The following is a 5,729-nucleotide window of genomic DNA, read 5'->3' as shown; positions in this document are numbered from 1 at the left end:
CATGTGGGCGAGCCCAGTGAGCTGGTGGACTGGGCCTCGGGTGGTGTGGAGCTGCTCACGGAGCCGCGTCCGTGGCCCGCGGACGAAAGCCGGGTCCGGCGGGCGGGTGTGTCGTCCTTCGGGATCAGCGGGACCAACGCCCACGTCGTCCTCGCGGAGGCCCCGGCCGAACCGCCCACCCCCGAAGCCGGACCCGGGCACGACGACCAGGCCCCCTTGTGGGTGCTGTCCGGCCGCACCGAACCGGCGCTGCGCGCCCAGGCCGCGGCACTCCTCGACGCCCTGGACGCCCTGGACGCCGTACCCGACCGTGCCCTCGGCCGTGCCCTGGCCACCACCCGTACCGCGCTCGACCAGCGCGCCGCCGTCACCGCCGAGGACCGCGCCGAGGCCGTCGCCGCACTGGCCGCGCTCGGCCGCGGCGAACCCCACTCCGCGCTGACCGTCGGCACGGCACACTCCGACGACCGGCTCGCCTACCTCTTCACCGGGCAGGGCAGCCAACGGGTCGGCATGGGACACGAGCTGTACGGGGCCGAGCCGGTCTTCGCCGCCGCCCTCGACGAGGTGTGCGGCGCACTCGACGCCTGCCGCGGCTCCGTGCCCGGCACACCGCCGATCCGCGAGGTGATGTTCCACGACGCCGAGGCACTCGACCGCACCGAGAACACGCAGTGCGCCCTGTTCGCCCTCCAGGTCGCGCTGTTCCGGCTGCTGGAGCAGCAGGGCCTGGCACCGGACGCCGTACTCGGCCATTCCATCGGCGAGTTCGCCGCGGCCCACGTCGCCGGAATCCTCACCCTGCCGGACGCCTGCACGCTGGTCGCGGCCCGCGGCCGGCTCATGCAGGCACTGGCGCCGGGCGGCGCGATGATGGCCGTCCAGGCCTCGCGGGGCGAGGTCGGCGCACTGCTGGAGGGCCGTGGGCACGAGGTGAGCATCGCCGCCGTCAACGGCCCCGCGGCCCTGGTCATCTCCGGCGACGTCGAGGCCGTCGAAGAGGTCGCCGCCCAGTTCGCCGCCGCCGGCCGCAAGACGCGCCGGCTCGTCGTCAGCCACGCCTTCCACTCCCACCGCATGGAGGGGATGCTCGACGCGTTCGCCGCCGTCACCGCGGACATCGCGTACGCGCAGCCGCACCTCACCATGGTGTCCACCGTCACCGGCCGGCCCGTCGACATCACCGCCGACTACTGGGTCCAGCAGGTGCGCCGGGAGGTACGGCTGTCCGACGGCCTGGCCGCGCTCCGTGACCTGGGAGTGCGCACCTTCCTCGAACTCGGCCCGGACGGTGTGCTGTCGGCACTCGGCCAGGACTGCCTGGACGACGACGCGTCGGCGTTCGTCCCGGTACTGCGTCGCGGCCGCTCCGACCGTCGTACCCTGGCCGCCGCGCTCGGCGCCCTGCACGTGCGCGGCCGAAGCCCCGACTGGCACGCCGTGTTCGGCCCGGGGCGGACGCCCGGCCTGCCCACGTACGCCTTCCAGCGGGAGCGCTACTGGCTGACCGCGAACGGCACCGAGGGACCGGACGGCCACCCGCTGCTCGGCCCCGCCGTGGAGCTCGCCGAGTCCGGACAGTCCGTGCTGACCGCGCGCCTCGGCCGCCGCAGCCACCCCTGGCTCGCCGACCACGCCGTCCTCGGCTCGGTCCTGGTGCCCGGCACCGCGTTCGTCGAGCTCGCCGTCCGCGCCGGTACACGGACCGGAACCCCACGGGTCGCCGAACTCACCCTGACCGCACCCCTGTTGCTCCCCGAGGAGGGTCGCACGGAGGTCCAGCTCGTCGTCGCCGCGCCGGACGAGGACGGGTTGCGCCCCCTGACCGTGCACGCCCGCACCGAAGCACCGGACGGCACCACCGGGCCGTGGACCCTGCACGCCACCGGAACCCTCGCCCCGCACGGCGCAGCCCCCACGGCCGTCACCGGATGGCCCGCCGACGGGTTCGAACCGCTGCCCCTCGACGGCTACTACGCCGCCCTGGCCGCCGCGGGCTACACATACGGCCCGGTCTTCCAGGGCCTGCGCGCCGCCCGGCGGCGCGGCACGGACCTGCTCGCCGAGGTCGCCCTGCCGCGGTCCGTCACCGACGCCGCCGCCTACGGTCTGCATCCGGCGCTGCTCGACGCGGCCCTGCACCCGGTCGTCTCGACCGCACTGTCCGACGCCGACCGCCGTCTGCTGCCCTTCTCCTGGCGCGGGGTGACCGTCCACCGGACCGGCGCCCGCACCGCCCGCGCCCTGATCAGCGCCACCGGAGCGGACGCGGTGTCACTGACCCTGCTGGACGAGTCCGGCGCGGTGATCGCCGAGGTCGAGGAACTGGTCCTGCGCCCCGCCGGCGACGACCTCGCCGTCCCGCGCTCGCTCCACCGCCTGGACTGGAAGCCGGCCACCGCGGACCGCGAACCCTCCCCGGCGGCCGCCTCACTCGGCCCCGCCGGTCCGGGCGTCGGCCCGCACCACACCGACCTCGCCGCCCTGGGCCGGGCCCTCGACGAGGGACATCCCCTCCCCGCGGTGGTCCTGGCACCCCTCGCGGACCTCACGGACGGCCGGGCAGACGGCGCCGGGCCCGCCGTGCACCGCGCGCTCCCGCTGCTCCAGGAGTGGCTGGCCGACGACCGGTTCGCCGGCTCCCGGCTGGTGCTCGTCACCCGCGGAGCCGTGGCCACGGCACCGGACGCCGATGTGGCGGTCCCCGGCGACGCGGCCGTATGGGGGCTGGCGCGCTCGGCGCAGACCGAGAATCCCGGGCGGATCGGACTCCTGGACGTGGAGTCGGCGGCCGACTGCCGCACCGCGCTGCCGCTGATCGGCAGGGAACCACAACTCGCGGTCCGTGACGGGGCGTTGCTCGTACCCCGGATCGGCCCCGCCACCCCGGACGGTGCCCTGGTCCCGCCCGCCGGGACGACGGCCTGGCGACTGGAGGTGCGCGAACGCGGGACCCTGGACCACCTGGCACTCGAACCCTCGCCCCAGGCCCTGGCCCCGCTCGGCGACGGCGAGGTCCGCATCGCGGTGCGCGCCGCGGGCGTCAACTTCCGGGACGTGCTGAACACCCTCGGGCTCTACCCCGGCGACCCCGGACCGCTCGGCCTCGAAGGCGCCGGTGTGGTCACCGAGACCGGGCCCGGCGTCACCGGCCTCGGCGTCGGCGACCGCGTGATGGGCCTGTTCTCCGGGGCGTTCGGCCCCGTGGCCGTCGCAGACCACCGGCGGGTCGCCGCCATGCCCGCCGACTGGACGTACGCACAGGCGGCCTCCGCGCCCATCGTCTTCCTGACCGCTTACCACGGCCTGGTCGACCTCGCCGGCCTGACCGCGGGCGAGCGCGTCCTGATCCATGCGGCCGCGGGCGGCGTCGGCATGGCCGCCGTCCAGCTGGCCCGCCGGCTGGGGGCGGAGGTCTACGGCACGGCGAGCCCCGGCAAATGGGGCGCCCTGCACGCCCTCGGCCTGGACGACGCCCACCTCGCGTCCTCCCGCACGCTGGACTTCGAGACTGCGTTCGCCGCGGCCACCGAAGGCCGCGGCATGGACGTCGTCCTGGACTCCCTCGCCGGGGAGTTCGTGGACGCCTCACTGCGGTTGCTGCCGCACGGCGGACGCTTCGTCGAGATGGGCAAGACCGACCTGCGCGACCCGAGCCGGGTCGCGGCAGACCACCCCGGCGTGGACTACCGCTCCTTCGACCTGCTCCAGGCACCGACCGAGCGGATCGCCGAACTGCTCACGGACGTCCTGCGGTTGCTGTCGTCGGGGGCACTGTCCCCGCTGCCGGTCAGCACCTGGGACGTGCGCCGGGCTCCGGAGGCGTTCCGCCACGTCAGCCAGGCCCGCCACGTCGGCAAGGTCGTCCTCACCCTGCCCGCCGTCCTCGATCCGGCCGGCACGGTCCTCGTCACCGGCGCCACCGGTGCCCTCGGCCCCCTCGTCGCACGGCACCTGGTCACCGAGCACGGCGCCCGCCGGCTGCTGCTGGTCAGCCGACGCGGCGCCGACGCGCCCGGCGCCGCGGAACTGGCCGCCGAGCTCACCGGGGCGGGAGCCGACGTCACCCTCGCCGCCTGCGACACCGCGGACCGCGACGCGCTCGCGGACCTGCTGACCGGCGTACGGCTCACCGCCGTCGTGCACGCCGCAGGGGTGCTCGACGACGGCGTGATCACCGCGCTCACCCCCGAACGCCTCGACAACGTCCTCGCGGCCAAGGCCACCGCGGCCCGCAACCTGCACGAACTGACCGCCGGCCAGGACCTCGACGCGTTCGTCCTCTTCTCCTCCGTCATGGGCGTCATCGGCGGCGCCGGCCAGGGCAACTACGCCGCCGCCAACGCCTACCTGGACGCCCTCGCCCAGCACCGCAGGGCCCGCGGGCTTCCCGCGCTGTCCCTGGCCTGGGGACTGTGGGATCCCGCCACGGCAGGCCCGGGCACCGACGCAACGACCGGTGCCGCCGGAATGGCAGGCGGCCTCACCGCAGCCGACCGGGGACGGCTCGCCCGAACCGGCCTCGCACCCATCGAACCGGCCGAGGGCCTGGCCCTGCTCGACGCGGCACTGCGCATGGACACCGCCGCACTCGTGCCCGTCCGTCTGGACCGGGCCGCGCTCGGCGCGCTCGGCCCGCACCTGCCCACCGTGCTACGGGACCTGGCCCCGGCCGCGCCCCGCCCGGCCCGGGCACCGGCCACCGCAGCGGCCCCCGGGACGGAGACCCTGCGCGACCGGCTGGCCGCGCTGAGCCGGGCCGAGCAGGAAGAAGTGCTGCTCGATCTCGTCCGGGTGCAGACCGCCGCCGTGCTCGGCCGGTCCTCCGCCGCCGGCATTCCCGCCGACCGGCCCTTCAAGGACATGGGCTGCGACTCGCTCACCCTGGTGGAGCTGCGCAACAGGCTGCAGACCGGCGCAGGACTGCGGCTGCCCGCGACCTTCCTCTTCAACTGCCCGACACCCAAGGCGGTCGTCGCCCACCTGCACACCGAACTGGCCCCGGCCGCCACCGACACCACCGGCTCCACCGTCACAACGGCCGAACCCGGCCTGGCCGAACTCGACCGGCTGGAGGCGGCGATCGCCGGCCTGCCGGCCGACACCGACGACCGGACCAGGGCCGAGATCATCCAACGACTCCAGGCACTGCAGGCCCGCGTACCGGCCCAGCGGAGCCAGGACGACCCCAACGATCTGACCGCGCGGGTCAAGTCGGCGTCGGTCGACGAGCTCCTCGCGTTCATCGACTCGGAACTCTGACACCGACTCCACACCATTGCCGGGCGGTTCGCCGCGCTCCGCGGCGACTCGCCCGCACCTCACCCTGATCGTCCAGCCTGCTCTGCGCGGCACGCTCGGACACGTCCCAGGGACGGCGACGTCGGCTTCGCGCACACGTACAGCGACGTCCGGACCACGCACACGCACAGCTTCACAAACGCCTACGGGGGCATCAGCACCATGACGACAACGGACAACGACAAGCTCGTCTCCTACCTCAAGCGCCTCACCGTCGACCTCCACCAGTCCCGCCAGCGGGTCCGCGAGCTGGAGGGCGGCACCAACGATCCGATCGCCGTCGTGGGTATGGGCTGCCGGTTCCCGGGTGGGGTGGACTCGCCCGAGGGGCTGTGGCGGGTGGTGGCCGAGCGGCGTGATGTGATCTCGGGTTTCCCGGTGGATCGTGGCTGGGATCTGGAGGGTCTGTATCACCCGGATCCGGACCA

Annotated in this window: 2 protein-coding genes; both read left to right on the top strand. The window is 75.0% G+C overall.

The window, feature by feature from the left end; translation table 11 throughout:
* Window positions 1-24: 24 nt before the first annotated feature.
* On the top strand, window positions 25-5,262 hold the full coding sequence (locus ACFZCP_RS45650; RefSeq protein ID WP_391443134.1) for an SDR family NAD(P)-dependent oxidoreductase: 5,238 nt from the start codon (window positions 25-27) through the stop codon (window positions 5,260-5,262).
* Between the two features lie 201 nt (window positions 5,263-5,463).
* The coding region (locus ACFZCP_RS45645) for a beta-ketoacyl synthase N-terminal-like domain-containing protein (protein WP_391443132.1) at window positions 5,464-5,729 on the top strand (266 nt) is incomplete at its 3' end.

It is taken from the genome of Streptomyces sp. NPDC007971, assembly GCF_042958635.1.
Classification (GTDB): Bacteria; Actinomycetota; Actinomycetes; order Streptomycetales; family Streptomycetaceae; genus Streptomyces.
The sequence above is the reverse complement of the archived record's forward strand: the minus strand, read 5'-3'. Positions and strand labels throughout refer to the sequence as shown.